Genomic DNA, 23209 nt, shown 5'->3' on the forward strand with positions numbered 1-23209 from the left:
AGGGTTTTCTTGCGGGTGCGGAAGGCGATGAAATAGGCAATCGGATAGGCCAGCGCCACCGTCGCCATGGTCACCGCGCCGGCAATCGCGATCGAGCGCAGCATCAGATGCCGCACCAGAGGATCGGTCGCCGCCTCCAGGTAGTTCGCCCAGGTCAGCGTCCGGTCAATCTCGACATAGGTCTGCGTCCAGAAACTGTAGGCCACCAGTATCCCCAGCGGCGCAGCAACCAATACGCCAACATAAAGCGACGCAGGAGCACTGAGCAAATAACCTTTGCCAGCCTCGGTTCTGAGAAATCCGGCCATGTCTTTCCGTTGTTTGCAGGGTTTGCGTGCAGTTTCGCCGCCCCAAAAATGGACAAGCGTCCATCAAAATCTGAGGGCTGATAGGGGGCGCTGTCAACAGCTTTCTAAAATAAATGTACAAACGTCCATTTTATCTGGAGAAACCCGGGCATCTGTGCCTAAACTGGGCAGCCGACGTTGTTTGCGACGGGCAGGTGAACGGCGCAACAACGGCGTCAATGATCAGGACACTGAAGGCAGATGGCCGGGAAACGGGAACAGAACCGCGAACAAAACCGCCAAGCGCTGATTGGCGCGGTGCTGGATTCGGTGGCAGAAAAGGGGATATCCGAGACGTCCGTCAGCGAGATCATCCAGCGCGCGGGTTTGTCTCGCGGGATGATCCACCTGCATTTCGGCGGCAAGGACAACCTGGTTCAGGCGGCGGCGCATCATTCTTCCGAAGCATATTACGACGGGCTGGAGACGCTCTTGCAGACTGCGGGTGACAGCCCGCAGGAGCGGGTTGAAATGATTGTGCGCGGCGACCTAAGCGAACGCGTGCTGAACCAACGGAATGTCAGCATCTGGTATGCTTTCCGCGGTGAAGCCAGGAACCGCAAGGCCATCGCCGAATACTCAGACACCCGCGACGGACGGCTGCGGGGCATGATCCACAACGCCTTTGCCCGGATCGTGCGGGAGGCTGGAACGCCGGATGCTTCCGGCGCGGCCCGCGATGCCACCCATGGCACCCTGGCACTGCTTGAAGGCATGTGGACCGACTTTCTACTGCATCCCGACCGTTTCGACCGGGAGGAGGCCGCTCGAATCGTTTTCCGCTTCCTGGCAGCAATGTTCCCGGCGCATTTCTCGCTCGCTGGCGCGATTCGGCCAAAGCAAGGGAAGCGGGGCTGCAATAGCAGCCCCTGATTTTAGGCCTCCTGGAAACATCTTGATGCGACGCCTTGCCGGTGGCCTCAACGCTGGCCGGAGGGGCCGGCGGCGTATAGGCAGAGCAGATCGTTTGCGATAGTGGCCGCGGCGATGGCAGTTATTTCGGAGATGTCATAGGCTGGGGCGACTTCGACCACATCCATGCCCACGACATCGGTGCCCGCCAGTCCGCGGATGATTTCCTGGGCCTGAAATGGCGAGAGGCCGCCGATCACCGGGGTGCCGGTGCCGGGAGCAGAGGCCGGTTCAAGCGCGTCAATGTCGAAGGTCACATAAGTTTTGTGATCTCCGACGATGCCGCGGATCTTTCTTGCCACCGCTTCCGGCCCGGTTTTCTGGACCTCGATGGCATCGATGATGTTCATGCCCAGCGGGTCGGGGTTGTGGGTGCGGATGCCGACCTGAACTGAGCGGGCCGGGTCCACCAGCCCTTCGCGGACGGCGTGCCACAGCATGGTGCCATGGTCGATGCGGCCTTCCTCATCCGCCCAGGTGTCGGAATGAGCGTCGAACTGGATCAGACTCAGCGGCCCGTGCTTTTCTACATGCGCCTGCAGCAGCGGATAAGTGATGAAATGATCGCCGCCGATTGACAGCAGTGCTGTGTCCGTCGCCAGAATTTCCCGCGCAGCCCGGGCGATCTCGCCTGGCACCTTGTGCGGGTAGCCGTAGTCAAACTCGCAATCGCCGTAGTCAACGACCCGCAGGACCTCATAGGGATCCGCCTCCCACGGCCAGGGTTTGGACCATGCAATGTGGCTGGAGCCGGAGCGCACCGCCCGCGGCCCAAGCCGCGTGCCGGAGCGGCTGGACACCGAAAGGTCGAAGGGCACTCCCATCACCGCCACGTCAACTCCGCTGAGGTCGCGGGCATAGCGGCGGCGCATGAAGCTGAGCGCGCCGGCATAGCTCGCTTCTGCTACCACGCCGCGGTCGCTTTTGCGGGTGAAGGCCAGATCGCCCTGCACGGGGTTTACGCTGGAAGAATCGGTCACCTGGGTCTCCGTCATGTTGAAAATTTTCTTGGACCCAGTTTGATTTCCGCGCTTATGCCGGTAAACTTGGCCAAAGATATATATCTTTAGGTATAAAAATTGGACGAAACCCCCTTCTCTCCGCTGCCCGCTGGCTGGGCAAAGGCGATGGCAACGCTGGCGGAAACCATCGCGACGGAGCGGTTCCCCGGCGCATTTCGGCAGATCCTGTCGCTGTGCTGCAACTTCGACTCCATGGTCATCTCCTACTATGCCGGCGCGCAGCCGCCGGTGCCGCTTTATCAGGATCTGGATGAGCTGCAGGCAGCAATCACAGTGGAGTTCTATGCCAGCGGGCCCTATCTGCTGGACCCTCTCTATCAGGCCTGCCGCAACGGCTGCACGCCTGGCGCGTACCGGCTGATGGAACTGGCACCCGAGGCTTTCTACCGCTCCGAATACTACCGCGCTTTCTACCGCAAGATCAGTATCAGTGACGAAATCGGTATTCTGGTTCAGGACGGGACAGAGCGCTGGTTCATCGTGTCGCTGGCCCGTTTTGCGCGCCAGCAGCGGTTTGCGGCCGCAGACAGCGAGCGGCTGAATGCGGTGTTCGGAATGATCTCCGCCGCGATCCGGCGCCAATGGGGGAAGGCTGATGCGGCTGCGGAAGGTTTCCAGCAGGCAGACTGGGAGGACCGGATGCAGACCTTCGGCACCGGTGTCCTCAGCCCGCGGGAGCGCGAGGTGGTGCAACTGATCCTGCAAGGGCATTCCACCCCCTCCGCTGCCGCGTATCTTGGGATTGCCGAGGGCACCGTAAAGGTTCACCGCCATCACGCTTATTCCAAGCTGGGCATCGCTTCGCAGGCAGAGTTGTTTTCCATGGCCACACGGCATCTGGCGGGCGCAGGGTAGCGCTCGCCAACCCGCAGGGCCCCGAAGCGGGTCAATATTTCTTTGGAAATTCGCAGGTTTTCGGTCAAATCTTCCGTTTTTCGGTCATTTTGACGGTTGCTTGTTGACTAAATCCACATTTTCGCAAATGTTAAACGGCGAAACGGTCACCGGGCTGCCCCGACCAGACCTCAAGACGGAGGCCGAAGCCGTGCCCCAGACAGATGACATCACCGCCCATGCCTTGCTGATCGCTGAACTCGCATCGGAAACTGTTCGCGGTTTTTTCCGCGGCCGGCTGGGTGTTGAGTTCAAGGAAGACGAAAGCCCAGTCACCCAGGCCGACAAAGCCGTCGAGGCCGAGGTGCGTGCCTATCTGGAACAGAATTTTCCGGGACATGGAATTCTGGGTGAGGAGCACGGATTTGCGGGCACGGATCGCGATGATGTCTGGATCATCGACCCGATTGACGGCACCCGTTCCTTCCTCTCGGGACACCCGTTATTTGGGTTCCTTTTGGGATTTCTGCAAGGCGGTCAACCGCAGCTGGGGGTGATCGGAATGCCGACCCTCGGAGAGACTTTCCTTGGTTTGCGCGGTCAAGGGGCAACGCTGAATGACAAGCCTATCCATGTGTCGGGTCAGACCAGGCTGGATCAGTCGGTCCTCTATGTGAACGAAGGCGACAAGATCCACCGCGACCACCCCGGCCTGTTCGCCCGGCTGATGCGGGCGGGCCAGACCCGGCGCTTTTCTTACGACTGTTATCCGCATGCTCTGCTGGCGGCGGGCCATGTGGACGCGGTGGTTGACTATGACCTGCAGCCCTATGATTATCTGCCGGTTTCCGTGGTGGTGGAGGCCGCAGGCGGGGTAATCACCGATTGGCAGGGCAAGCCGCTGGGGCTAGAATCGGATGGCCGGGTGGCCGCCGCCGCGACACCGCGGCTGCACACCGAACTACTGGCGCTGATCAAGGGATAAACCCATGGCGATACTGACTTTTCTGATCAGCCTTGCAGGCGCGACAATGCTGCTGCTGTATGCGGTGCGGATGGTGCGGACGGGGATTGAGCGCAGCTACGGCGCCTCGTTCCAGCGGCTGTTGACCGGACGGCAAAGCCATCTGCAGGCCGGAATGATGGGACTGATCCTGGCGATCGTGCTGCAAAGCTCGGCAGCGGTGGCGTTGCTGACGTCGGGTTTTGCGGCCAGCGGATACCTCGCCTTTCCGACAGGGCTGGCGATCGTGCTGGGCGGCGATCTTGGCTCGGCGCTGATCATCCAGATCCTGTCGTTCGAGCTCGACTGGCTGGTTCCGGTGCTGCTGGCCGTAGGCGGCTACCTGTTCGTCAAGACCGAGGCCAAAAAGGCGCGGCAGCTCGGTCGGATCCTGATGGGGGTGGCATTTATCCTTATATCGCTGCGCTTTCTGCGTGAGGCAATGGACCCGATCCGCGACAGCGCCTTTCTGCCCGCGGTCGCAGGCTACCTGGCGCGCGACTATATCACCGCCTTTCTGGTCGGGGGGGCGCTGGCCTTTGTGATGCATTCCTCGGTGGCGGCAATCCTGATGTGTGTGACACTGGTGCAGATTGGCGCCATCCCCTTTGCCGCGGGCCTTTCGCTGGTGCTTGGGGCAAATTTCGGCTCAGCCTTCATCCCGGTATGGCTCAGCCGCGGTATGGACCTGCAGGCACGGCGCATCCCCTATGCCAACCTCGCCCTGCGCGGGAGCTGGGCGGTGATATGCCTGTTCGGTGCCAACCTGGCATTGCGCCAGGGCTGGCTCGGCGATCCGCAGGGCGGCCAGATGCTGGTGAATGCACATCTGGCTTTCAACGCCTCGCTCCTGTTACTGGCCTTGCCGGTCTGCACCCCGCTGCAGGGGGTGTTTGAACGGGCCTTCCCCGATCCGCCGCAGCCGGACGCAGCCCAGCCCGGCAAGCCCGTCAGCGCGCTGGAGCAGGGCAGCTATGGCTCACCTGCGCAGGCGGTTGCCAACCTCAAGCGCGAGCTGCTGCGCATGGCCGACCAGGTCGGAGCCATGTTCCGGCCCGTGCTGGAGCTGTATCAGGGCGGCAGCCGGGAACAGATCAAGGCCGTGCAGCGGATGGACGATGAGGTCAACGCCTGCCTCTCCGGTATCCGTCAGTATGTGGCGGCGATCCCAGAAGAAGCCTTCAGCAAAACCCAGCTGAAAACTGCCCGCGGCCTGATGGAGTACGCCATCCGGCTGGAGACTGCAGGCGATGTGGTGGCACGCCGGCTGACGGTGCTGGCAGGGGAGCTGAACAAGAAGGGCCTGAGTTTTTCAAGGGACGGATGGCTGGAGATCACCCGAATGCATGAGGCCATCCTGGCAAGCATGCAGTTGGCTTCCAACGTACTGATCTCCGACGATCTTGAAAGTGCGCGGCTGTTGAGCCTGGAGAAGACCGAGCTGAAACGGATGGAGCATGACAGCCGCAAGCGCCACCTGAAGCGGTTGCAGAACGGTGCGCAGGAGAGTTTCGAGACCTCTGACATCCATCTGGAGACGTTGCGTGCGCTGCGAGAATTCAACAGCCACATCGCCGCAGTGGCCTATCCCGTGCTCTACCAGAACGGACAGCTGCTGGAGACCCGGCTGATCGAGGAGATGCCCGGCAGGGATGAGGACGAAGCCGCCGCCCGCTGACCGCGCGGCCCAAACTCCTTGCATAGGAAATCGCTCAGACCTCCCGCGGAAAAAACTTTCCCGCTCCGCAGAAGCGCAAGTGGACCGGGGCTGTTCAGAGCAGCACGCTGCCGGGCATATCCGGCATATCTTCCTTGGCAGGGGTTTCGAGGTAGTTCCGCACAGTGGGATCGATCCGCGGGCTGCGCACCGGATAGACGCCGCAGGCGGCAATCGCCTCGCGCGCCGAAACCCTCTCATCCAGCCGCTTCCAGATCGCCCGGGCTGCATAAGGGCGAGGGAAAGGGCGCCAGGCCACCCCCATGGTCATGCCGCGCAGGTACTTCAGCTGCTGCCGATGGGCGGAGAACAGGATAGTCTGCGCTACACTGCCTTCATGAGCGCGCTCATGCTCGGTGATGAACAGCCGGTTGCCGCGCAGTGTCACCAGCCCCTGATAGCGCGAGATCTGCCGGATGCTCTGCTCCGGATCATGGGCAATTTCCAGGTTGCGTGACAGTATGAAGCCATCCTTTTCGATGAAGCGTGTCAGCGCGCAGAAGATGCCTTCCCCCCAAGAAGGGGTTCGAAAATAGGCATGGTAGAAGCCGAGGTAACGTTTCAAATTGCGGTGTTGGGCCCGGAAAGGTTCCAGAAAACTGTCACTAGGCCCTGCTGGCGTAGTGCTGGCAGCGTCTCTGAGCTGGGCCTCGAATTCTGCTTGCGGCGCAAACAAGCGCGCTTCCGGGATCTCGAAAAAGCGGGCGATCCGGCGTAGGTTGTGGGCCGCGGGCAGGCTGGAGCCGTTGAGGTACCGGTTGAACTGCTGGCGGTTGATTCCCACCTCCCGGCAGATCTGGGCAATGCTGCCATGTTCGGCGCACAGCGAGCGCAGGTTTTCGGAAAAATTTTCAGACACGGCCAGGTTTCCTTCGCGAAGTGACGCGGTATTGATGCGATCCGCGCTGGTTCGCGCATGTTTGCACAGTTCCGTGATCAGCGAAACAGGCGTTTTTAGAGGACAAGCCGCCTGGGCTTGGGGAGCCGAAAACCTGTTGACAGGCCCGCCAAGGGCCGGGCTGTCAGGCTTATGAAGGCCGGAGGGGCACGGGCGGATCTGATCCAAGGGAGGACACAATGAAGATCGAATGGACCAAGACGGCACTGGGGCGCCGCGGATTTCTTAAGGGGGCCACCGCGCTGGGGGCTGCGGCGGCACTGCCGGTAGGCCTGGGCGGCCGGGCCATGGCCGCAGAGGGCGGCACCGTGCGGGTGCGCTCTTATGGCGACATGCAGAGCATTGACCCGGCATACTCCAAGGGCGTGATCGACGAAGAAATCCACGCCGCGATCTACAACAAGCTGATCCAGTACAAGCCGGGCCGCGAGTGGGACTGGCAGATGGACGCCGCCGCGATGATCGAGCAGGGCGACGACACCCACATCAAATTCGCGCTACGGGACGATATCGGCTTCACCAACGGCTTTGGCGCGATGACCGCCGAAGACGTGAAATTCAGCTTTGAACGGATCGTGGACGAGGCCACCGACAGCCCCAACAAGCCCGATATGGGACCGCTGAGCCATGTCGAAGTGACCGGCGAGCGGGAAGGCACCATCGTGCTGAAAGAGCCCTTTGCGCCGCTGTGGTCGATCGCGCTGCCCTATATCACCGGCAACATCGTATCGAAAAATGCCTGGGAGGCCGCGGGCGGCAAAGCAACCACCGATCCGCTGGCGGAATCCGGCCCCTATCTGCGCGACAGCTGGAGCCCCAAGGAAAAGACCGTGCTCAAGCGCAACCCGGACTGGAAGGGTGAAGCCCCCGCTTGGGACACCATCGAAATCCTGCCGATTGATGACGAAAACACTGCAGAAATCGCATTTGAGGCCGGCGAACTGGATTTCACCCGCGTGTCACTGGGCTCTGTCGAGCGTTACCGCGCCGGTGTGCCCAACGGCGGCACTCTGCTTGAATACCCTTCGCTATATTATGCATGGCTCGGCATGAACCTGGACCACCCCAAGCTCCAGAACAAGAAGCTGCGCCAAGCGATCCAGCACGCGATTGACGTGCCTTCGGTTCTGGAAGCTGCCTATTTCGGTGCCGTGGAGCCATCGACCGGTATCATCGCGCCAGGCCTGGCAGGCCACCGTCCGCAATCGCTGGTGCCGCCGCAGGCAGACTTCGCCAAAGCAGCGGAACTGCTGGCGGAATCCGGTGAGACCAACGTCACGCTGAAGCTCGACACGCTGAACAAGACCACCTTCACCACTGCCGCCCAGGTGATCCAGGCCACGCTGGCGCAGATCGGCATCACGGTTGAGGTCAACGTGCTTGAATCAGGGGCCTTCTGGGCCAGCGCCGACAACGAGGACCTGCAGCTGGTACTGAACCGCTACTCGATGACCCCGGACCCGTATTACGCGACCTCCTGGTTCACAACTGAGCAGGTCGGACACTGGAACTGGGAGCAGTTCAGCAACGACGAGTTCGACAAGATCCATGCAGAAGCTTCGCAGCTGACCGACTTGGCCAAACGGGATGAGATGTACCGGCGCGCGCAGGACCTGATGGAAGAAAGCGGCGCCTACCGGTTCCTCACGCACGAGGCAACGCCGGTGATCCATTCGGCTGGCGTGGTGCCGGCACTGCGGCCCGACGGACTGGCACTGCTGCGCTACTTCGGCACGGCCTGACACTCCCCGCAGGCCCGGTCCTCCCCCCGGGCCTGACCTGGCACGGCTGCAGTATGCGGCGCAGCCGTGCCGTCTTTCTACCGCACAGCGATTACAAGGGAGCCATGCGGCCATGTTACTTTACGCAACCCGGCGGTTCGGGCTGGCACTGCTGATCCTGATCGTGGCGGTCACCGTCATGTTCCTGATGATCCGCGCCGTGCCCGGCGATCCGGTCCAGATCATGCTGGGCCCGCGCGCCACGCCAGAGCTGCAGGCGCGGCTGACGGCGGAACTGGCGCTGGACCAGCCGATCTGGAAACAGCTGCTGATCTTCTACGGCAACCTGATGCAGGGCGATCTGGGAATCGACGTGTTCTCGGGCCGGTCGGTAACAGCAATAGTCTTTGAACAGCTGCCGCATACGCTGGCGCTGATCTTTGCCTCGATCCTGTGGTCGGCGCTTCTGGGCATCGGGCTGGGCGCCTATGCCGCGGCGCATCCCAATACGCTGATCGACCGTATCGCCGCCGCGCTTTCCGTCAGCTTCGTCGCCGCGCCTGCCTTTGTGGTCGCTTTGCTTTCGCTGCTAATCTTTGCGGTGCATCTGCAGTGGTTCCCGGCCATCGGCGCCGGCGAAGGGTTCTGGGGCCGCTTCGACCACCTGGTGCTGCCTGCCTTTGCCATCGGCCTCAGCTGGGTCGGCTATATCGCCCGGCTGGTGCGCGCCTCAATGCTGGAGGTGATGGGTGAAAGCCACATCCGCACCGCCCGCGCCTTTGGCATCCATGAGCGCCGGGTGGTGATGGTCTATGCGCTGCGCATCGCCATCCTGCCGGTGGTCACGGTGATCGGCGTCGGCATGGGGTTCCTTTTGTCCTCTGCCGTCTTTGCCGAGATCGTCTTTGCCCGCCCGGGCCTGGGCAAGTTAGTGATCGACAGCATCACCACCCGCAACTACCCGATCGTGATGGGATCGGTGCTGATCTCGACCGGCCTGTTTGTAGTGTCCACCGCGATGGCTGATCTGATCAACGCCTGGCTCGATCCACGTGCCCGCACGGCAGCATAAGGAGGGTGTGAGATATGGCAAAATCCCGTTCCGAACTGGGCCAGATCGTCACCGGCGTCGCCCGCGACCCGCTAGGGCTGATGGGTCTGATCATCGTCGGCACCATCGTGTTCTGCGCAATCTTCGCCTATTGGATCGTGCCCTTCGATCCGGTTAGCATGAACATCAAGGACCGGCTGCAGGGACCATCATGGACCCATCTTCTGGGCACCGACCAGTTGGGCCGCGATACGTTTTCCCGCGTGATTGCGGGCGGCCAGGTGGCGCTGCAGGTTGCCCTGCCGGCTGTCTTCGGCGCCATGGCCATTGGCCTGACGCTGGGCATGATCGCTGGCTACGGGCCGAAATGGCTCGATAATCTGCTGATGCTGCTCTTTGACACCATCCGCTCCTTCCCGACCGTGATGTTCGCGCTGGCCGTGGTCGCGCTGGTGGGGCCAAGCCTGCAGACGGTGGTGTTTGTGGTGATGGCGACCTCGATCCCGACCTATGGCCGGGTGGCGCGGACCCAGACGCTGACCTTGCGCAACTCCGAGTTCATCCTGGCCGAACGCTCCATGGGTGCCAGCATGAAGCGCATTCTGGGCGTGCACATGCTGCCCAATATCGTTGGCGTTCTGGCAGTGCTGGCAGCGATGGACATCCCCACCGTGATCGCGCTGGAGGCGGGGCTGTCCTTCCTCGGCCTCGGGGTGAAACCGCCGACGCCGAGCTGGGGCGCGCTGTTGAAAGACGGCTACTCGCTGATCCGCCAAACCCCCTGGCTGGTGGTGGGCGGCGGGCTGCCGATCATCCTGGCAACGCTTGGCTTCACGTTCCTGGGCGAGTCTTTACGCGACGTGGTTGACCCGAAACTGAGGAAACAGCGATGACCGACACTCTACTGGAAATCGACCGCCTCAGCGTCGACTATGAAACCGCCCGCGGCGACCTGAAGGCCCTGCGCGATATCTCCTTTGACGTCCGCAAAGGCGAGATTGTCGGCATCGTCGGCGAGTCGGGCTGCGGCAAGTCCACCCTGATCTCCTCGATCTTGCGGCTGACCGCGCCGAATACAAGGTTCCGGCAGGGAGAGGTGCGGTTCAGAGGCGAAGACCTCCTGCAATTGCCCGAACGCAAGATGCGCGATTTGCGCGGTGCCGATATCTCCATCGTGTTCCAGGACCCGATGCAAACCCACAACCCGGTGCTGTCCATCGGCCAGCAGATGCTGGATATCCAGCACCGCTCCAAGGCGTCCAAAGCCGACAAGCGCGCCCGCGCAGCGCAGATGCTGGGTGCGGTCGGCATCCCCGACCCTGAAGCGCGGCTGGACCAGTTCCCGCATGAGTTCTCCGGCGGCATGCGCCAGCGCATCGCCATCGCCATGGCGCTGATGTCGGAACCGGACCTGCTGATCGCGGATGAACCGACCACGGCGCTGGATGCCACGCTAGAGGTGCAGATCATCGAGCGCCTGCAAGAGCTGCAGCAAGAGTTTGACTGCGCCATCCTGTTCATCTCGCACCATCTGGGCGTCATTGCCGAACTCTGCGACCGGGTGGTTGTGATGTATGCGGGCGCCGTGGTCGAAAGCGGCGAGGTGCGCGAGATCTTCCACGATCCCAAGCACCCCTACACCCGCCGCCTGATCGACTGTGACCCGGGCCACATCAAGGAGCGCGCCCGCGTGCTGCCAACGATCCCCGGCGAGGTGCCGGATCTGGCCAACCTGCCCGGCGGCTGCATTTTCCGCGACCGCTGCGACCAGGCGATGCCACGCTGCGCGGCTGAGGTGCCGCCACTCGAACAACTGAAAGACGGCCACCAAGCCGCCTGCTGGCTGAACCACAAGGAGGCCGCAGAATGAGCCTGCTGGATGTGAAAGACCTGAAAACCAGCTACGGCCCGGTCAACGTGCTGGCCGGTGTCAGCTTCACCGTGGAGCAGGGCGAGACCTATGCGCTGGTGGGTGAGAGCGGCTCCGGCAAGACCACGGTGATCCGCGCAATCGCAGGGCTGGCCCCGGCGCAGGAAGGCTCGGTCAAATTCGAAGGCCGGGAGATCCGCGGTGCCTCGGAACGCGAGCTGCGCCCGCTGCGCAAAGACATCGCAATGATGTTCCAGGATCCTGTCGGCAGCCTGTCGCCGCGCCTGACGATCCGCAGCCTGATCACCGAACCCTACCGCATCCAGGGTATGAAGGAGCGCGATCTGGATGCCGAGGCCAAACGCCTTCTGGAGATGGTGAACCTGCCTGCGCATTTCGCCGACCGCTACCCGTATCAACTGTCGGGCGGTCAAGCGCGGCGGGTGGGCGTGGCCCGGGCGCTGGCACTGGAGCCGAAGCTGATCCTGGCGGATGAGCCCACCGCGGGCCTCGACGTGTCGGTGCAGGGGGAGCTTCTGAACCTGATGAACGACCTGCGCGAACGGCTGGGGCTGGCGATGGTGATCATCACCCACAACCTGAACGTCGTGCGCCACGTGGCCGACCGGATGGGCATCATGTACCTGGGCCGCCTGGTCGAGGAAGGCACCACCGAGGCGATCTTCAAGGAGCCGCGCCATCCCTATACCCGCTGCCTGTTGTCGGCGAACCCGGAACCCGATCCCGACGCCCGGCTGGAACGCATCGCCCTGAAAGGCGAACCGCCCAGCCTGCTGCGCCGCCCCAAAGGCTGCGAGTTCCGCGAGCGCTGCCCATTCGCGCAGGAGATCTGCATTCAAACCCCGCAATGGGAGGTCGCAAACGGCCACGGGTTGCGCTGCCTGGCGCCCTTGAGCTGACGGCCCTCTGCCTGAAACCCCTAAACATCCGAAAGACCATGACAAGCACATTGTATTTCAACGGCGTTGTCCTGACGATGGACGCGGCCGATTCCTGCGCCCAGGCGGTGCTGACCGAAGGCGAGATCATCCGCGCTGTAGGCCTCGAGGCCGACCTGCGCGCGCGGATGCCCGCGGGCACGCGGGAGGTGGATTTGCATGGCCAGACCCTGATCCCCGCCTTCATCGACCCGCACGGGCATTTTCCCGATCCCGGCTTCATCCGGCTGTTCCGGGTGAACCTCGCCTCCGCCCCCAGCGGCGATTGCCCGGACATCCCCACTGCGCTGGACCGGCTGCGGGCCAAGGCGGCGAATACCCCAGCGGGAGACTGGGTGATGGGGGTGCTTTTCGACAATACCGCCATCGCCGAAGGCCGGATGCCGACGCGGGAAGAGCTGGACAGCGTCTCCGCGGACCATCCCGTCTGGGTGATCCACGCCTCCGGCCACAATGGAGCGGCGAACTCGCTGGCCTTGGCGCGGCATGGGGTAAACCGGGACACGCCGGACCCCATTGGCGGGCGTTTCGGGCGGGACCCGGAAACCGGAGCGCTGACCGGGCTGATCGAAGGCCTGTCGGCAATGGGCGAGTTGGGCGATACTGATTTTCTGATCGACAGGGAGAGGTTCTGGGCCGGCTTCGACAGTTGCCGGGACGAGTACCTGGCTTATGGAGTCACTTATGCTCAGAATGCTTGGGCGACGCGGAAGATGCTGGAGCACTTCGCTTCTCTGCCCGCGGACCAGGACCCGGGCTACGATCTGATGCTGCTACCGATCGGCGGGCTGGAACCAGCGTTGACCGAAGGGCCTGATGCGCTCGACTGGCCCCGCAACCCGCATTTCACCCTAGGGCCCCGCAAGCTGTTCACCGACGGGGCGTTTCAGTTGCAGACAGCCTTCCTCAGCGCGCCCTATCACAAGCCCGCGGATCCGGCGCATCCCTGCGGAATGCCGTATGCCGATGCCGCCGAACACCGCGCGGAAGTCATGAAGCTGCATAGCCTGGGCTATCAAATCCACTGTCACTGCAACGGCGACGCAGGCGCGCAGATGTTCATCGACGCGGTGGCGGCAGCGCTGGAAGCCATCCCGCGCGCCGATCACCGCCACACCATCATCCACGGGCAAGCCTTGCGTGATGACCAGCTGCAGCAGATGGCAGACCTTGGGATGACCGTCAGTTTCTTCCCTGCCCATGTCCACTTCTGGGGCGACCGCCACTACGACACCTTTCTGGGTCCGGAGAGGGCGGAGCGGATTTCGCCCTGCGCCTCAGCCGAACGCTTCGGCGTGCGTTACACCATCCACAATGACGCCTCTGTCACGCCGACCCGGCCGATCCACCTGGCACATTGCGCGGTGAACCGTCTGACTGCCAGCGGTCGGCGACTGGGTGAGGCGCAGCGGGTCAGTGCGCTGTCGGCGCTGCGGGCCCAGACCATAGATGCCGCCTGGCAAGTATTTCAGGAGAACACCCGCGGCTCCATCGAGCCTGGCAAACTGGCGGATTTTGCAGTGCTGAACCGTAATCCGCTGCCAGACCCGGAAGCCATCGAAACCACAAAGGTCACCCGCACCATACGCCGCGGGCAGACCGTCTGGGCGCAGGAACACAAATGATGCGAGCCTATCCGCGGATCGCCATTGCGGGCTTCCAGCACGAAACCAACTGTTTCGGCACCACCAAGGCAGGGCTGACGGAATTCGAGATGGCGGATTCCTGGCCCGCCATGCTGCAAGGTGAAGAAGTAATTACTGAGACCCGCGGCATGAACCTGCCCATCGCGGGCTTCGCCAACGCGGCAAAAGAAGCCGGGATGGAGCTGGTACCCATCCTGTGGTGTGCCGCGGAGCCGTCAGCGCATGTGACAGACCATGCCTTTGACGCGATTTGCGGCAAGATCCTGGACGGGCTGGGCGCCGCCTGGCCGGTCGACGGGATTTTTCTCGATCTTCACGGGGCAATGGTGACAGAAAGCCACGCAGACGGTGAAGGCGAACTGCTGCGGCGTCTGCGCGCCTGGGCAGGGCCGGAGCTGCCCATCTTAGTCAGCCTGGACCTGCACGCCAATATTTCTGAAGATTTGGTGGATCTGGCGGACTACATCGCGATCTACCGCACCTATCCGCATCTGGATATGGCGGAAACCGGCGAACGCTGCGTGCCCGTGCTGCAGCACCTGCTGGCCGGCGAAAGGTTGCACAAGGTGTTCCGGCAGATGGATTATTTGATCCCGCTGCATGCGCAATACACCAGTGCCACACCGGGACGGGATCTGTATGCCGTGCTGCCCCGGCTGGAGGAAGCCGGTGTGCTGGCCGATATCGCGCTTGGCTTTACTGCCGCGGATCTTCCGGACACAAGGCCCTCCTGCGTGGCCTATGCCCGGACCGCCGTGGCCGCCGCGCAGGCGGCGGACCATATCGCCAGCCTGTTTGCTCGGCTGGAAGCGCAATCGGCCCACCCGATGCTGTCGCCTGAGCAAGCGGCTAAAATCGCCTGCCAACCGCGGGCGGCCATGCCTGTGGTGTTGGCGGATGTGCAGGACAATCCCGGCGCTGGCGGCACCTCTGACACCACCGGGCTTTTGGCCGCATTGGCTGATGCCGGGGCGCAGAACGTCCTGATGGGGCTGTTCCACGATCCGGAAACCGCCGCGGCGGCGCGTAAGGCCGGGCAGGGCGGTCTGTTCCGAACGGCCCTTGGCGGGCGTTCGGGTGTTGCGGGAGATAAACCGTTTGAGGCAAATTTCGAGGTGTTGGCGCTTGGCGATGGCATTTGCCGCTACAGCGGAGAAATGTACGGAGGCGGGGTGGCGGCTCTGGGTCCCACAGCGGCATTGCGGCTGACAGGTGCTGAGGCTGACATCAGCCTGGTTGTGACCAGCATCCGAAACCAGTGCCTCGACCTGGCGCATTTCACCCATATCGGGCTGAAGCCCGAGACGTTCGATACAATCTGCGTGAAAAGCACCGCCCACTTCCGCGCCGCTTTTGAGCCAATTGCCAGCGCGGTTTATCCGGTAGCGGCCCCCGGAGTTTTTCCCTGCGATCTGGGCAGATTTCCCTATAAGAACCTGCACCCGGACGTCAGAACCGCCCCTGCAAAGGGCTGATACTCGGCACAGAAGCTGGTTTTGCAGGCGGCCGAGGGAAGCCGCCTGCGCTTTTAATCAGTCTTCGCCGCCACTGTTCTTGTAAGGCACCACCAGCGTCGGGATCTGCGACCGGCGCAGGACTCGCTTTGCCACGGTGCCCAGAAAGGTGTGGGAAAAACCGTGGTCATGAGCACCCAGAACAATCAGATCGCAGCAGAGTTCCTTCGAGCGGCGCAGGATCACCTCCGCCGGGTGGCCGTCGGTTACCTCAATCGAAGTGACTTGATCGCGGATTTTTGCGTCATCGCCATCGAAAGCCGCCCAGAACCGCGCCTGCCGCTCTGCCAGCACTTGTTTCACCATTTCATGCCGCCGCTTGGCCGCCGTCTTGCGGGTCTCGTCGTTCAGCACAAACATTTCAAAGGTGATGCGCGCATCCTCGGAAATCGGCTCGTTCACGTGCAGCACATGAATTTCCGCACCAGTCGCATGTGCCAGGCTGGCGGCATGCCGCAGCGCCAGCGTGGAGTTATGCGACAGGTCGGTGGCAAACAGGATGCTGGTGATCATCGGCTTCATGCTAGTCCCCCTTCAGATTAATAGCCGAACAGCCGCGGCAGCCACAGCGACAGCTCCGGAAAGAAGGCGATGATGAAAATCGCGATGGTGTTGACCGCCGCAAAGGGCAGGGCGCGCAGCGAGATCGTCTCGATCGAGATGTTCGAGATGCCTGAGGCGATAAACAGGTTCTCACCCAGCGGCGGCGTCTGGAAGCCGATGCCGAGGGTGCAGACCATCACCACGCCGAAGTGGATCGGGTCGATGCCCACTGAATAGGCCACAGGCAGCATCACCGGCACCAGGATCAGGATGGTGGCCAGTGTTTCCATGAACATGCCGACAAACAGCAGGAAGAAGATGATCAGCGCCCAGATCACGTAAAGGTTCTGGGTGAAGCTCAGCATGCTGTCCGCAATCAGCGCCGGGATCTGGTTTTCCACCAGCAGACGTCCGAAAACGGTAGCCGTGAACAGGATCAGCAGCACCCGGCCGGTCAGCCATGTCGTGGCTTCCAGAGACTGGAACAGCGATGACCAGGTCAGCTCACGGTAGATGAAAACGCCAACCGCCAAGGTATAGAAGATTGCCACGATGGCTGCCTCGGTCGGGGTGAAGAAGCCGGTGTAGATACCGCCCAGGATCACCAATGGTGCCATTAGCGACCAGAAGCCGCGGTACATCTCGCAACCTACATTGCGGATCGACCAGCCGTCGGCAGAACCTTTGTAGCCGCGCTTCTTGGACATGAAGAAGTTCAGGATCAGCAGGCTGGCGGCGATCAGGAAGGCAGGCACAAAGCCTGCGATGAACAGTTTCGAGATCGACACCGACTGGAAGGTGCCGAATTTCTCGACCGCTTCAGGCGGGGCGGTAAAGCCGAGCGCGGCAATACCGAAGATCACCATCGGGATCGACGGCGGAATGATGATGCCGAGGCCGCCGGAAGAAGCGGTCACAGCAGAGGCATAACCTTTCTCATAACCGCGGTTGATCATGGCCGGGATCATCAGCATCCCCACGGCCGCTGTGGTGGCCGGACCGGAGCCGGAAATGGCGCCGAAGAACAGGCAGGCCATCACGGTGGCGGCGGAAATCCCGCCGGTGAACGGCCCCGCCAGACTTTCGGCCACGTTGATCAGGCGTTTCGATATCCCGGCGGCCTCCATCAGCGCACCCGCGAGGATGAAGGCAGGCAGCGCCATCAGCGGGAAGGAGCCGACAGAGGTAAAGGCGATCTGCACGAATTTAATCGGGTTTTCGTCGAGATAGAGGAACGACAGCAGCGACGACACCCCCAGCGCAACGGTAATGGGAGCGCCCAGTAAAAGCAGCAGCAGGAAGGATCCGAACAGGATCGTGACGATTTCGGTTTCCATGGTTCTGTCCCTCGCGATTACATGCGGTTGTCCGCGCCAGCAGCACCCTTGATTTCATCAAGGTCGATCTGGTCGGGATCGTGAATATCTTCGCCAAGAATCAGCTTGCGGTAATTCACCTGCAGAATGCGGATCGTCATCAGGGCAAAAGCGATGGGCAGCACCATGTAGATGTATTTCATCTCGACGCCCAAGGTCTGCGATTTCCAGAACTTGTTCATCTTGTTGAAGACGAAATCGGTAGCTAGCCACAGGAAATAACAGTTGAAGAACAGCCAGAAGAGGTCTGCGAAGGCCTCAATATACTTGATCCAGCCCTCGGGCAGGAACTTGAACTGGAAAGTGACCCTGTTGTGCGCGCCTTTCAGCGCCGCGTACGAAGCGCCGAAGTAGACGAACCAGACGAACATGTAGACCGACAGCTCCTCGATCCAGGAAAACGAATGGCCGAACACCTCGCGCGAGACGATCTGCACAAACAGCAGAACGACAAAGCCGGATAACAAAAGGCGGCAGATATAGCTTTCAATATTGTCCAGGAATTTCCAGAACATGACGTACTCCTCCCCTGCGCGAAGCAGCGCCGCGGCGCTGCTTCGTCGTTTTCAGATTGTCAGGCCAGGGGCTTACTGGACCGGATCGCGGCCAATGGCGGACAGCACAGCATTCAGCTTCTCAACGCCTCCGATGGAGTCGTAGAACTTCGGCCACACAGCTTCGGTTGCCAGCTGAATGAATTCCGCCTCGCCATTTTCGGGGTCAACTATCTTCATACCCTTGGCAACGAGCTCTTCCTTGATCGCAGCTTCAGAGTCGCGCAGGAACTGAGCCGACTTCAACGTCGCTTCTTTGCCCGCTTCGAGTATGATCTGCTGGTCTTCTTCCGACAGGTTCTGGAACACGGCCTCTGACACGATCAGCGGCTCGATCGAGAAGATGTAGCGCAGGTTGGTGACGTGGTCCTGCACCTCATAGAACTTCATCGCGTTGATGGTCATGTAAGGGTTGTCCTGACCGTCCACCACCTTGGTCTGTAGACCGGTGAAGGTTTCCGACCATGCCATCGGGGTCGGATTGATTCCCCAGGCCTTGTAGGTCTCGATCATGATCTCGTTCTTGGGAACTCGGATCACCAGGTCTTGCAGGTCAGCAACCGCTTCGACCGGCTTCTTGGAATTAGTCAGGCGGCGGAACCCGGTGTAGGTCCAAGCGATGATGCGCACGCCCGCGTCCCGCAGGGTGTTCTCAGTCAGCTCCTGGCCGATTGGCCCTTGAGTCAGGGTTTCCGCGTCCTCCAGCGACAGGATCACGTAAGGCAGGGTAAATACGCCGACAGTCGGGGAGAAGGGGGTGACGTTGTTGATCGCCAGGAGCGACATGTCCAGGGTTCCGATGGCCGCCTCGTTGACGGTGTCCTGCTCAGAACCCAGCTGGCCGTTCAGGAACAGGGTTGCGGTATGCTCACCGTTGGATTTGGCTTCCAGTGCCTCGACGAAGAACTTGCCGGTGGCTTCCTGCGGGCTGCCCGCGCTGTCGCCCACGGCGATCTTGAAGTTCTTGGCGGAAACGGCGCCGGCGGACAGCATTGCTGCGGCGGAAACGGCCGCGGTCAGGGTGCAGACCTTTTTGAGAAATGACATAACTTCCTCCCGTATCGTCATTCTGGGTCCAAGGTCCGGGCCGGCGCACTCTCAACGGCGCATCCGCCAGCCTGTTCCAGCCTTGGTCTGCGGGAAGCTACATTGCGCTTTGTGTTTCTTGAATGTAAACTTTTGAAAGCAAAGTTTCACATTTAACGAACCTATAAATGGCGCGAAAAACCCACCTCAAGCATGTTGCCGATGCCGACCTGAAATTGCTCCGGGTGTTCAAGGCAGTGGCCGAAAGCGGCGGCCTGGCCGCGGCGGAAACCGAATTGAACATCGGCAAATCCACCATATCCAAATACATTTCCGACTTGGAACTGCGGCTGGACCTGAAGCTGTGCAACCGGGGCCCGGCCGGATTTTCGCTGACCGATGAAGGCAGCAAAGTCCTGAAATCGGCTGACGGGCTTCTCGTGTCGGTTGCAGATTTCCGCGCCGAGGTGAATGAAATCAAGCGGCAGCTGGCAGGCACCCTGCGCATTGCACTCTTTGATCAATGCGCCTCGAATCCCGAAGCCTATGTCGCCGGCGCCATCCGCGCCTTCAACAAAGCCGCTCCTGCGGTTGAAATCGACCTGTCGCTGGAGCCGCCTAATGTGATCGAAACCAATGTGATTGGCGGCAAGATCGACATTGGCATCCTGGCGCTGCACCGGCCCTCCCCCAGCCTGGATTACGCCCCGCTTTATGGTGAGAACATGTTCCTTTACTGCGGAAAAGGGCACCCCTTCATGAATTGCGACCAATCCGCTCTCAGCCTGGCAGATGTGCGGGCAGCCAATTATGCCGGTATCCGGGTGAACTCCCCCAACCTGCATGTTGGCCAGACGCTGGGCTTCCGCCGCGCCGCCAAAGTTCAGAACGAACAGGCGCTGGCGATCCTGATCATGTCCGGCAGCTATCTGGGGTTTCTGCCTGACCATCTTGCAGATGAATTTGTGCGCGGCGGGATGATGAAGAAGGTGATGCCCGGCAAAATCTTCTACCGGAGCCAGTTTGCCGCCGTCACCCGCAAGCGCCCGGCGATGAACCGTACCACCAAGCTGTTCCTCGATACCCTGACCGAGGCCCATACCGGGCCAGCGCCCGATGCATGACCCCCGCCGTCCCAGGACGAGTCAGATGATGTCCAAAGATACCTTGACCCGGTCCATAACAACCGAGGACGTGAAGCGGCTGACATTGGATTCATCAAAGAAGTATTCCTGGGTGAAGGCCTCGTATTCCTTGATGTCCTTTACGATGACCATCAGGATGAAATCCGCCTCTCCAGTGGTGTAATAGCATTGCTGGACCTGCGGTGCCTTGCGCATCTTGCGCTTGAAGGCATCCAGATGCATCCGGCTTTCCCGCTCCAGCACCACTTGCACAATAACTGTCATCTCGCGGCCCAGCTTGGCCGGAGACAGGATCGCGATCTCCCTTTCAATGACACCGGTATCGCGCAGTTTTTTCAACCGCTTCTGTACCGCGGGGGCTGACAGGCCGACCTCTTGGCTGATCGCCTCAGCGGTTAGTTGGGCGTTGGCCTGGATCCGCCGCAGGATTTCACGATCTTTTTTGTCCATGGCTGATTTTTGGTCCGGTTCGGTGGGAATGACAACTTGAAAACCTGCCGCCTTCCTGTTTGGCACCTGCTCCGCGGCAGGCCTGCGAATGTAAAATCGCCGAATGTGAGTACAAATGCATGTGCCGGTTTGCGTCACCCTTGCACCCGGAAGCACGTCGACGGAGAACATCCGAACCCCTAAAATAAGGAAACCCTTCGCCACCACCGCCAACGGAGCGCCAAATTCAAATTTGCGGCATCATTTTCGCGGAATTTCAGAAAACTTCATTTGCGCTGTCCTTGCGGTATACACTTTCTCAGGACTTTCCCGGTTAAGTCTCCTCAATGCCCGCCGTCACCGGTCATGCCGACCGCAGGAGACTCTGACCAATGCCCCGACTGACGAAACTGCCGCTGAAACTGAAACTGCCGCTGATCATGGTGGCGCTGACCGGTGTTTTTCTCGTCACCGTGTCGCTGCTGGTCTATTCCATGGCAGAACGCAGCATTCGCGAAAACGCCTTTGCCGCACAGAAAATCGAGGCCAAATCCGGCGCTCAGGCACTGGCGTTCCTGATCAAGGCTGCACGATCTGATGTGTCCAGCCTTGCGGGCCAGCCAGCGGTGTTCCGCGCTATCAGTAATTTTGAACGGGTGATCGGCATGGTCGAAGAAGACGACCCCGTTGCCTATCTCAAACAGATATATGCCGCCGGAAACCCCAACGCCGCAGACAAGCGGGAAGAGCTGACGGATGCAGGTGACGGCTCCTATTACAATCAGTCGCATGTCACCTATCACCCCACCTTCTTGCAAAGCCTGCGCCTCAACGGCTATCAGGACCTTTATCTGATCACTCCCGCCGGGCAGGTGGTTTACTCAGTGAAGAAGCAGGACGATTTCCTGACCAGTGTTCAGGAAGCTCCGGACAGCGGCTTGGCGCAAGTGTTTCAGGCGGCGCTGGAGACAGAGGTGGGGACTGTCGCTGTCGCGGACTTTGCCCCCTATGGCCACAGCCCGGATGCCGTGGCCTTCATGGCCGCGCCTGTGCTCGCCAAGAACGGCAAAACTGCTGGGGTGATTGCCATCCAGCTGGGCACTGCCGGCGTCGTCCAGGCTTTGACCAGCAACCTGTCCGGCGGCACCCATCAGAATATTTTCGTGGTCAGCAGCGACGGCGTTGCCCGCAGCCCGTCCTCGGTCGAGGGCCTGTTCCCGGTGCTGCAGCAGATGCCGGACACGCCGCAAATCCAGGCTGTGGCATTGCGCGAAGCGGCCCAGCTCGAGGGTGTGCCCTCCTCTCTGGGGGAACGCGCCATTGCCCAAGTAATGCCCCTGGAGCTGCCCGGCCTTGACTGGTCGCTGGTGCTGGAAACCGATGAGCACGCCGCCTTTGCCGTGGTCGGGCGCATCCGCCTGATTGCTGCCGGAATGATCGGCGCAGCGCTCCTTGCCGCGATCGGGGTTTCCTGGCTGGCGGCGCGTAGCGTAACCCGTCCGATCCACGCTCTACGCGAAGCAACCAATGCGCTGGCCGATGCGGACTACAACTTGGAAATTCAGGGCCTCGCCCGTGGCGACGAACTTGGCGACCTTGCCCGCAGCCTCGACACCTTCCGCGGCAAGCTGAAAGAAGCGGATGAAGCCGCCGCCCGCGAGGTGGTGGCTGCCCGCCACACGGAAGCCGTGGTCGAGAGCATGAGCGCGGCGTTGTCAGAATTGCAGCGCGGCAACCTGGCCTGCGACATCCAAGCACCGTTCGACGGCCATTATGAAACCCTGCGTGAGAACTTCAACCGCAGCCTGGAGCGGCTGCGAAGCTCCATGGCGGAGGTCGTCGGCGCCGCTGAAAACGTTGGCCGCTTTTCCGAGGAACAACGCGGTGCCGCTACTGAAATGGCGCATCGGACCGAAAGCCAGGCAGCTACTCTGGAGGAAACAGCCGGCGCCATCCGCGAACTGACCGGTGGCATCCGCGACACTGCCGACCGGGCGGGACGGATGGACGAAACCATGCGCGGCGCCCGCAGCGAGGCAGAGCAAAGCACCGATGTGGTGACTTCTGCCGTCGCCGCAATGGACCAGATCCAAGAGGCTTCAGCGGAGATTTCCAAGATTATCAATATGATCGATGACATCGCGTTCCAGACCAACCTGCTGGCGCTGAACGCCGGCGTCGAGGCTGCCCGTGCGGGGCCCGCAGGCGCAGGTTTCGCCGTGGTTGCATCCGAGGTCCGGGCGCTGGCGCAGCGTGCCTCCAACGCCGCCGGGCAGATCAAGGGGCTGACCTCCGCCAGCGAAGAGCATGTGTCCAATGGCGTCGCCATGGTGGGCCGCGCCGGTGACGCGCTGACCAGCATCATCGATCAGGTCTCGGCCGTATCCGGACTGGTGACCGAGATCGCCGACGGCGTGCGCGCCCAGTCCGAAGGGCTGGAGAAGATTGACGGCGCGATGCATCAGCTGGACAGCATGACCCAGCAGAATGCCGCCATGTCGGAAGAAGCCGCCGCCGCCAGCCAGTTGCTGCAGAATGAATCGCAAAGTCTGACAGACATTGTTGGCCGCTTCGACCTGGGCAGCGGATATGTCTCTGCGGGTGCAGGTTTTGCGGCCGAACCGCAGCTGCTGAGTGCCTGA

Annotated in this window: 20 protein-coding genes and 1 pseudogene; 13 read left to right on the plus strand and 8 right to left on the minus strand. The window is 61.5% G+C overall.

What is annotated here, in order from left to right:
* Positions 1–308, minus strand: a pseudogene (locus tag KUV26_RS21500) (ABC transporter permease); the annotation flags it as partial.
* A gap of 240 nt (positions 309–548) precedes the next feature.
* Between KUV26_RS21500 and KUV26_RS21505 the strand changes: the two are divergent.
* On the plus strand, positions 549–1220 hold the full coding sequence (locus KUV26_RS21505; RefSeq protein ID WP_222509947.1) for a TetR family transcriptional regulator C-terminal domain-containing protein: 672 nt from the start codon (positions 549–551) through the stop codon (positions 1218–1220).
* A gap of 47 nt (positions 1221–1267) precedes the next feature.
* On the opposite strand, the gene speB is transcribed toward KUV26_RS21505, so the two are convergent.
* Entirely contained in the window at positions 1268–2254 is a 987-nt protein-coding gene (gene speB / locus KUV26_RS21510; protein WP_261400052.1) for an agmatinase, read from the minus strand.
* Positions 2255–2338: 84 nt separating this feature from the next.
* Here speB and KUV26_RS21515 point away from each other — a divergent pair, with 84 nt between their 5' ends.
* The 3 genes from KUV26_RS21515 (at position 2339) to KUV26_RS21525 (ending at position 5796) form a co-directional block, all read left to right on the plus strand.
* The gene (locus KUV26_RS21515) at positions 2339–3136 is read left to right on the plus strand and encodes a helix-turn-helix transcriptional regulator (protein ID WP_261400053.1); all 798 of its coding nucleotides are present in this window, start codon (positions 2339–2341) and stop codon (positions 3134–3136) included.
* Positions 3137–3263: 127 nt separating this feature from the next.
* Complete coding sequence (locus KUV26_RS21520; RefSeq protein ID WP_222509948.1) at positions 3264–4100, plus strand: inositol monophosphatase family protein; 837 nt, start codon at positions 3264–3266, stop codon at positions 4098–4100.
* A gap of 4 nt (positions 4101–4104) precedes the next feature.
* Positions 4105–5796 carry a Na/Pi cotransporter family protein gene (locus tag KUV26_RS21525; protein WP_222509949.1) on the plus strand — a complete coding sequence of 564 codons (1692 nt, stop codon included), beginning with the start codon at positions 4105–4107 and terminating at the stop codon, positions 5794–5796.
* A gap of 94 nt (positions 5797–5890) precedes the next feature.
* Here KUV26_RS21525 and KUV26_RS21530 read toward each other — a convergent pair whose 3' ends face one another.
* On the minus strand, positions 5891–6901 hold the full coding sequence (locus tag KUV26_RS21530; RefSeq protein WP_261400054.1) for a helix-turn-helix domain-containing protein: 1011 nt from the start codon (positions 6899–6901) through the stop codon (positions 5891–5893).
* 11 nt (positions 6902–6912) lie between these two features.
* On the opposite strand from KUV26_RS21530, the gene KUV26_RS21535 reads away from it, so the two are divergent.
* The 7 genes from KUV26_RS21535 to KUV26_RS21565 all read left to right on the plus strand — a co-directional run bounded on the left by KUV26_RS21535 (position 6913) and on the right by KUV26_RS21565 (position 15455).
* A complete protein-coding gene (locus KUV26_RS21535) occupies positions 6913–8475 on the plus strand; it encodes an ABC transporter substrate-binding protein (protein ID WP_222509950.1) in 1563 nt (520 codons plus the stop codon).
* Between the two features lie 112 nt (positions 8476–8587).
* Complete coding sequence (locus KUV26_RS21540; protein WP_222509951.1) at positions 8588–9526, plus strand: ABC transporter permease; 939 nt, start codon at positions 8588–8590, stop codon at positions 9524–9526.
* Positions 9527–9540: 14 nt separating this feature from the next.
* The gene (locus tag KUV26_RS21545; RefSeq protein ID WP_222509952.1) at positions 9541–10398 is read left to right on the plus strand and encodes an ABC transporter permease; all 858 of its coding nucleotides are present in this window, start codon (positions 9541–9543) and stop codon (positions 10396–10398) included.
* Positions 10395–11375 (plus strand): ABC transporter ATP-binding protein, encoded by a 981-nt coding sequence (locus KUV26_RS21550; RefSeq protein WP_222509953.1) that lies wholly within the window; start codon positions 10395–10397, stop codon positions 11373–11375. The genes KUV26_RS21545 and KUV26_RS21550 overlap by 4 nt, the downstream gene beginning before the upstream one ends.
* Complete coding sequence (locus tag KUV26_RS21555; protein WP_222509954.1) at positions 11372–12295, plus strand: ABC transporter ATP-binding protein; 924 nt, start codon at positions 11372–11374, stop codon at positions 12293–12295. The genes KUV26_RS21550 and KUV26_RS21555 overlap by 4 nt, the downstream gene beginning before the upstream one ends.
* A gap of 38 nt (positions 12296–12333) precedes the next feature.
* Positions 12334–13959 (plus strand): amidohydrolase, encoded by a 1626-nt coding sequence (locus tag KUV26_RS21560; RefSeq protein WP_222509955.1) that lies wholly within the window; start codon positions 12334–12336, stop codon positions 13957–13959.
* Positions 13956–15455 carry a M81 family metallopeptidase gene (locus KUV26_RS21565; RefSeq protein ID WP_222509956.1) on the plus strand — a complete coding sequence of 500 codons (1500 nt, stop codon included), beginning with the start codon at positions 13956–13958 and terminating at the stop codon, positions 15453–15455. Before KUV26_RS21560 ends, KUV26_RS21565 begins: the two co-directional genes overlap by 4 nt.
* 57 nt (positions 15456–15512) lie before the next feature.
* On the opposite strand, the gene KUV26_RS21570 is transcribed toward KUV26_RS21565, so the two are convergent.
* The 4 genes from KUV26_RS21570 to KUV26_RS21585 form a co-directional block, all read right to left on the minus strand.
* Complete coding sequence (locus tag KUV26_RS21570) at positions 15513–16016, minus strand: universal stress protein (protein ID WP_222509957.1); 504 nt, start codon at positions 16014–16016, stop codon at positions 15513–15515.
* Positions 16017–16033: 17 nt separating this feature from the next.
* On the minus strand, positions 16034–17374 hold the full coding sequence (locus KUV26_RS21575; RefSeq protein ID WP_222506570.1) for a TRAP transporter large permease: 1341 nt from the start codon (positions 17372–17374) through the stop codon (positions 16034–16036).
* 17 nt (positions 17375–17391) lie between these two features.
* Complete coding sequence (locus KUV26_RS21580; RefSeq protein ID WP_222509958.1) at positions 17392–17928, minus strand: TRAP transporter small permease; 537 nt, start codon at positions 17926–17928, stop codon at positions 17392–17394.
* Positions 17929–18000: 72 nt separating this feature from the next.
* Complete coding sequence (locus tag KUV26_RS21585) at positions 18001–19014, minus strand: TRAP transporter substrate-binding protein (protein WP_222509959.1); 1014 nt, start codon at positions 19012–19014, stop codon at positions 18001–18003.
* Between the two features lie 167 nt (positions 19015–19181).
* On the opposite strand from KUV26_RS21585, the gene KUV26_RS21590 reads away from it, so the two are divergent.
* Complete coding sequence (locus KUV26_RS21590) at positions 19182–20117, plus strand: LysR family transcriptional regulator (protein WP_222506567.1); 936 nt, start codon at positions 19182–19184, stop codon at positions 20115–20117.
* Between the two features lie 21 nt (positions 20118–20138).
* On the opposite strand, the gene KUV26_RS21595 is transcribed toward KUV26_RS21590, so the two are convergent.
* Complete coding sequence (locus tag KUV26_RS21595) at positions 20139–20588, minus strand: Lrp/AsnC family transcriptional regulator (protein WP_222506566.1); 450 nt, start codon at positions 20586–20588, stop codon at positions 20139–20141.
* A 371-nt stretch (positions 20589–20959) separates the two neighbouring features.
* Here KUV26_RS21595 and KUV26_RS21600 point away from each other — a divergent pair, with 371 nt between their 5' ends.
* Complete coding sequence (locus tag KUV26_RS21600) at positions 20960–23209, plus strand: methyl-accepting chemotaxis protein (RefSeq protein ID WP_222509960.1); 2250 nt, start codon at positions 20960–20962, stop codon at positions 23207–23209.

It is taken from the genome of Leisingera daeponensis (genome assembly GCF_019801465.1).
GTDB classification, from domain to species: domain Bacteria; phylum Pseudomonadota; class Alphaproteobacteria; order Rhodobacterales; family Rhodobacteraceae; genus Leisingera; species Leisingera daeponensis_A.

What these genes read in the sequence shown, in the direction of transcription:
- KUV26_RS21545 (WP_222509952.1), top strand. Translation starts at nt 9,541, where the DNA reads ATGGCAAAATCCCGTTCCGAACTGGGCCAGATCGTCACCGGCGTCGCC.
- KUV26_RS21520 (WP_222509948.1), top strand. Translation starts at nt 3,264, where the DNA reads ATGTTAAACGGCGAAACGGTCACCGGGCTGCCCCGACCAGACCTCAAG.
- KUV26_RS21570 (WP_222509957.1), bottom strand. Translation starts at nt 16,016, where the DNA reads ATGAAGCCGATGATCACCAGCATCCTGTTTGCCACCGACCTGTCGCAT.
- KUV26_RS21600 (WP_222509960.1), top strand. Translation starts at nt 20,960, where the DNA reads ATGCCCCGACTGACGAAACTGCCGCTGAAACTGAAACTGCCGCTGATC.
- speB (WP_261400052.1), bottom strand. Translation starts at nt 2,254, where the DNA reads ATGACGGAGACCCAGGTGACCGATTCTTCCAGCGTAAACCCCGTGCAG.
- KUV26_RS21550 (WP_222509953.1), top strand. Translation starts at nt 10,395, where the DNA reads ATGACCGACACTCTACTGGAAATCGACCGCCTCAGCGTCGACTATGAA.
- KUV26_RS21585 (WP_222509959.1), bottom strand. Translation starts at nt 19,014, where the DNA reads ATGTCATTTCTCAAAAAGGTCTGCACCCTGACCGCGGCCGTTTCCGCC.
- KUV26_RS21560 (WP_222509955.1), top strand. Translation starts at nt 12,334, where the DNA reads ATGACAAGCACATTGTATTTCAACGGCGTTGTCCTGACGATGGACGCG.
- KUV26_RS21535 (WP_222509950.1), top strand. Translation starts at nt 6,913, where the DNA reads ATGAAGATCGAATGGACCAAGACGGCACTGGGGCGCCGCGGATTTCTT.
- KUV26_RS21505 (WP_222509947.1), top strand. Translation starts at nt 549, where the DNA reads ATGGCCGGGAAACGGGAACAGAACCGCGAACAAAACCGCCAAGCGCTG.
- KUV26_RS21565 (WP_222509956.1), top strand. Translation starts at nt 13,956, where the DNA reads ATGATGCGAGCCTATCCGCGGATCGCCATTGCGGGCTTCCAGCACGAA.
- KUV26_RS21540 (WP_222509951.1), top strand. Translation starts at nt 8,588, where the DNA reads ATGTTACTTTACGCAACCCGGCGGTTCGGGCTGGCACTGCTGATCCTG.
- KUV26_RS21590 (WP_222506567.1), top strand. Translation starts at nt 19,182, where the DNA reads ATGGCGCGAAAAACCCACCTCAAGCATGTTGCCGATGCCGACCTGAAA.
- KUV26_RS21575 (WP_222506570.1), bottom strand. Translation starts at nt 17,374, where the DNA reads ATGGAAACCGAAATCGTCACGATCCTGTTCGGATCCTTCCTGCTGCTG.
- KUV26_RS21595 (WP_222506566.1), bottom strand. Translation starts at nt 20,588, where the DNA reads ATGGACAAAAAAGATCGTGAAATCCTGCGGCGGATCCAGGCCAACGCC.
- KUV26_RS21580 (WP_222509958.1), bottom strand. Translation starts at nt 17,928, where the DNA reads ATGTTCTGGAAATTCCTGGACAATATTGAAAGCTATATCTGCCGCCTT.
- KUV26_RS21525 (WP_222509949.1), top strand. Translation starts at nt 4,105, where the DNA reads ATGGCGATACTGACTTTTCTGATCAGCCTTGCAGGCGCGACAATGCTG.
- KUV26_RS21555 (WP_222509954.1), top strand. Translation starts at nt 11,372, where the DNA reads ATGAGCCTGCTGGATGTGAAAGACCTGAAAACCAGCTACGGCCCGGTC.